The 4,720-nt window shown below is 38.9% G+C and carries 5 protein-coding genes; 1 reads left to right on the top strand and 4 read right to left on the bottom strand.

Annotation, left to right across the window (positions count from 1 at the left end; genetic code table 11):
• Positions 1-394: 394 nt before the first annotated feature.
• Positions 395-757 (top strand): CVNH domain-containing protein, encoded by a 363-nt coding sequence (locus EIZ48_RS27595; protein ID WP_160658532.1) that lies wholly within the window; start codon positions 395-397, stop codon positions 755-757.
• 275 nt (positions 758-1,032) lie between these two features.
• Here EIZ48_RS27595 and EIZ48_RS27590 read toward each other — a convergent pair whose 3' ends face one another.
• From EIZ48_RS27590 to EIZ48_RS27575, 4 genes are all read right to left on the bottom strand, one after another.
• Complete coding sequence (locus tag EIZ48_RS27590) at positions 1,033-1,704, bottom strand: hypothetical protein (RefSeq protein ID WP_160658530.1); 672 nt, start codon at positions 1,702-1,704, stop codon at positions 1,033-1,035.
• A 164-nt stretch (positions 1,705-1,868) separates the two neighbouring features.
• Positions 1,869-2,489: a hypothetical protein gene (locus EIZ48_RS27585; RefSeq protein WP_160658528.1), complete on the bottom strand. Its 621-nt coding sequence runs from the start codon at positions 2,487-2,489 to the stop codon at positions 1,869-1,871.
• Between the two features lie 137 nt (positions 2,490-2,626).
• A complete protein-coding gene (locus EIZ48_RS27580; RefSeq protein ID WP_160658526.1) occupies positions 2,627-3,154 on the bottom strand; it encodes a phosphoribosyltransferase in 528 nt (175 codons plus the stop codon).
• A gap of 674 nt (positions 3,155-3,828) precedes the next feature.
• Complete coding sequence (locus EIZ48_RS27575) at positions 3,829-4,572, bottom strand: hypothetical protein (RefSeq protein WP_160658524.1); 744 nt, start codon at positions 4,570-4,572, stop codon at positions 3,829-3,831.
• Positions 4,573-4,720 lie beyond the last annotated feature (148 nt).

The following is a 4,720-nucleotide window of genomic DNA, read 5'->3' as shown; positions in this document are numbered from 1 at the left end:
CTCGCAGTTCGTTATACCGAAAAGCGTTCAGGTATATCGCCTGAAACGAGCGACTTGATAGCTGCTAAGCTTGACCCTCGGAGTGAAAAGCGAACACCACGTTGCCTATGTGACCCAATGCCATAACGCCCGCAATAAGGTGTGCCCCGCTGAACCAACCAAGCGCACCGAACTCCGTACCAAAACCGCCGAGTGTAACGCATCACCTTGATTGCCTTGTTAGGTTTCCGAACTCATGGCCTACAGCATTGAATGTAAGTGATGCAGACTATAAATTGCATAAATATTCCCCCTTACACACAAATAACAACAAAGCAATTGCATATCGTACATGCTCTACTAGTTTTAAGGTGCCCGTGAAAAATAACATTATGTGTAAATTAAGGAGAACATTATGTCACAGTACGTACCTGAAGGCAGTTTTATAAAAACTTCAAGAAACGTAAAATCAGTACTTTACGCTACAGCAAGAAAGCGCAATCAATCATACGTACCATCAGCTCTCGATATTACTGAATTAAACTCGGCTGATGTTGCTAATTTGGATGGTGTTTTAGTTAGCCAAACCAATCATGGAGCTCCTTCCGGGTACGTTCCAAGTGGCAGCTATAAAGAAACTTGCCGAGATGTACGCGTGATACTTTCAGCCGAGTGCAAAAAAATAGATGGTAGTTGGCAATATTCTACCCTAGAACTAACAGATATAAGTAACGTCAGTATTTCTAACATTGATGGTGTATTGAAAATCGATAATTAATACTAAGTGTAGTATTTGTTAAGCAAAGAAGGTGAGCTACATTTTACGTCAAGATAATAAATATCTACTGATGTAAGTAGCTCACTTTCTTCTCTATATTAGTTATCTCATAATCAAATTTTTTTAATAGAATTGTCCACAACCAACACGAATGAGAGCTAATTAGAAACCTAACGCCTGCAATAAGGTGCCCCGCACTGATCTAACAAAGCACGCAGGACTTCATACCAAAACCGCCGAGTGTAACGGGTCACCTTGATTGCCTTGTTATAATTTTACACTTGCGCAGGTAGTATGAGTTGGCATAATTTTTTTGAGTGATAACGTGATGGATCCCAATGCCCATCTGTTAGCACAATATTATCAACACCTAATTTTTTTAGATCAGAAACAGAGTAATACCAGCCCCATTCATCATGACGTTGACAGGAATATCCATTGAGTTGCCCCATTATCGGCAGCTTAGAATTTACACCTAAATATTTATATAGTTTAGTTTCCATTTCCCGAGCTTTACCAATATATTTTTGGAATGATTTTTCTGCTTCGGGATCAGGCAGTTTTTTATATTTTTGATGTGCACTACCATGCCAACCAATGAAGTCTTTTTCTGAAACATACTTATGCACACCTGCTGGGAATACATAATTAGCGCAAGATGAAAAGCACATCTCATTTATCTCAACATCTATACCATTACTTCTAATCCAATTAGCAAATATCATAGATGATGTTACTTCACCACCTGGACTTTTTATATTTACACGCTTAATTTGGTGACCTTGGACTTTATCTAAAGCAAGATTAATTGATTCCTCATTTAACTCACCATCATAAAACAAAACATCTTCAAAAACTTCAACTTTTGCCATCTCAACATCATCTAAGGATTGAGATGCACAACCTGATAATATTGCCAGAGACAATATACCCAATAACTTATTCATAACACCATTACTTAATTTAAAATTATAACGCCTGCAATAAGGTGTGCCCCGTTAAACCAACAAAGCGCATCGGGCTCCATACCAAAAACGCCGAGTGTAACGCATCACCTTGATTGCCTTGTTAGGCGAACGAAATTAATACATCCATGAGCACGTGCCTGTTTTTACTCATATGATGACAGTTCTTTTGAAAGAGAAGAAATTAAAGAGTCAAAGGGGGAACCAAAATAAAAATGAGGTGCTCCCTTTACTCCTTGGTAGTATGGCGTATTTAACTTTACATGAGATGATATGATTTTATTATATCTACCCTCGATATCAATTTGGTTAGCAACCTCATACCCATAAAGAACCTTAATCCATTCATTTAAAAGTGATAGCTTTTCATCGTTAGAATATTTGCTTTCCAACAAACCATTACAGCGCCATAAATTTTCTATTGTTTTAACTTCTGGCGAGTAAATGATATGGTCTTCTTTTCTTAAAGAAAGAATTTCTAATTTCAATCTACAATAGGTGTTAATCCATTTATAAGTATATAGAAGTAATGCAAAGGGAGAGCAAAAAACCAACACTGTAAATATCATGCAAAAAATAAAAATTTGAACAGTTCTTTCGCCTAATTTATCATTCCATTCAACACTATCCTTCCTAAACAAATCACCCAATGAGGGATAGTCAAATGGCACACCATCAGCATGTAATTCATCTAACAGAGATTTAGCTGACTCAATTTTTGCTTGTACGCATAACTGCATACACTTTTGTTCTTTATCGATTGCCATAAGTCATCGCCTAACGCCTGCAATAAGGTGCGCCCCACTGACCCTGCAAAACACACCGAACTCCGAACCAAAACCGCCGAGTGTAACGCGTCACCCTTGATTGCCTTGTTATGCGAACCGAATTCATAACCAATGATTTACTTAATTAGCTTCGATACGTATGGAATGTTTTGATATTTATTTTCCCACGATAATCCATAGCCAATTAGCATATCGTCATTTTCCATTTCATAAGCAAAATATTGTGTTACTGGTATATTGACCCGGTTCGGTTTTACAAATAACGTAGCAATGGAAACAGATTTAACCCCAAATTCAGAAGCAATGAAGAGTGCGACTCGCTTCATTGTTCCTCCTGTTTCAATGGCATCATCGACTAAAATGACATGCTTATCTTTAATATTAATATCTTGATGGTATACAATCGGCGATCTATTCTCGCTAGCACCAGGTGTATGATGACAAGCTATATAGTCCATATTGACATCAAACTTCAACTCCCGAACAAGATCCGCGGTAAAGAGAATACCTCCAGGAACAACTGAAATAACAACAACTTCTTCACCAGCAAACTTTTTGTTTAGTTTGTCAGCTACAATTTCAACGCCTAATCTAACCTGCTCCTGACTAAGAACTAAACTTCCCAAATGTTTATTTGTTTCCATAAGTACCTCCTAGTATTTTTTCGCATAACGCCTGCAATAAGGTGTGCCCCACTGAACCAACAAAGCACGCCCAACTCCATACCAAAACCGCCGAGTGTAACGCATCACCTTGATTGCCTTGTTATGGCAAACTCAAGGAATTTGAATTACTTACCAGCTACACTACGGCTACAGAAATATCTGCTCGAACGCCTGCTAGTTTACCCTACTGTTAAAAACCGAACAGAAATTGATACATAACTTCATGAACCAAAAAGCAAAATCAGTAGCCACTGGACAAAGAATTGCTCTTTACCAACAGATATAAATCGGAAGCTTCGGGAAAAATTGGCAAGAACTGAAACTTGATAATCTGAAGTCCAATTTTGATAATTTCCTTTCGATGATGTTTATGGGATTTCTGACAGCAACCACAACAGGCAAATCAAGCGTGCTGCGGACAAAGCCAGCCAAATTCACAGTTCGTTATACACTGAAAGCGTTCAGTTATATCGCCCGAGAAGATCAGCTTGATAGCCGCTAAGCTTGACCCGCAAAACCTAAAACGAAAGCCACGTTGCCTGTGCTTTTTGTGCCATAACGCCAGCCATAAGGTGCGCCCCACCGAACTCACCAAGCCAGCTGAACTTCAAACCAAAACCGCCGAGTGTAAAGCGTCACACTTGATGGCCTTGTTATGGCTTTGCATACACGGTTGTAGCTAACTTTGCTTTTACATCACTTAAAGTCATAGGGCTTTTAACTAAAGAACCAAGTTTTAACCTTTTAACTGTAAGTTCTGGGGCCTCAGGGGTGCCCCGTTTAGCTCCCCAATCGGCAGGCTTATCTAAAGCTGAGTTTCCATGTTCTGCTATTAACAACTGCTCAAATGATTGAAAGAAAGATTTATTAACATGGCATAGAGTATCAATCATTTCTTGATCTTTAAGTTCAGCAATTGTTCCATGCGCTAATCGATTCCTATAAATAGCAGAAAACTTTAACACTGTATCTTTAAGAGAAAAGAAGTCAGCGTATCTTGATTTTAAATCGTCGAGTACAACATTTTGACCTCTTCCTTTTTTATCAACCAACCATAATACCTTTTCAATAAGGTTTGCTGTTGTTATATAAGTACTGTCAACGATTTTGATGCTATTTTCATATTGCACTCCACGTAAACGAAGTCCAATTAGCATAACTCGCTTTACATAACCCTCAAGATGTACATGTGTTTTAAAGAAATAATTGCTGTCGATAGTTTTTTCAGTACCGTCAAGAACAACTCTTAATCTTGATGGTGAAATCATTAATACTCCTCCTAAGCCATAACGCTTGCGATAAGGTGCCCCGCACGAAACTAACAAAGCACACTGAACTTCATACCAAAACCGCCGAGTGTAACGGGTCACCTTGATTGCTTTGTTAGGCATTTCCACTTGTGGCCCCCCTACTTGGCCGCCGAACTCTCAGCGCAGTCCGCTGCCAACCATGGGATACAGCATGCACTAAATCTCAAGTAACACTAATACTATCAACACCTTAAAGCCAGCTACATTTGCATGACACCCTGATGAGGTGCTAATC

Source organism: Photobacterium alginatilyticum, from assembly GCF_009910675.1.
Lineage (GTDB): Bacteria > Pseudomonadota > Gammaproteobacteria > Enterobacterales > Vibrionaceae > Photobacterium > Photobacterium alginatilyticum.
Note: the sequence above shows the minus strand (reverse complement) of the source record. Positions and strands in the feature narration are given on the sequence as shown.

Coding starts and splice junctions, on each gene's coding strand:
- EIZ48_RS27590 (WP_160658530.1), bottom strand. CDS start 1,704: ATGAATAAGTTATTGGGTATATTGTCTCTGGCAATATTATCAGGTTGT.
- EIZ48_RS27585 (WP_160658528.1), bottom strand. CDS start 2,489: ATGGCAATCGATAAAGAACAAAAGTGTATGCAGTTATGCGTACAAGCA.
- EIZ48_RS27595 (WP_160658532.1), top strand. CDS start 395: ATGTCACAGTACGTACCTGAAGGCAGTTTTATAAAAACTTCAAGAAAC.
- EIZ48_RS27580 (WP_160658526.1), bottom strand. CDS start 3,154: ATGGAAACAAATAAACATTTGGGAAGTTTAGTTCTTAGTCAGGAGCAG.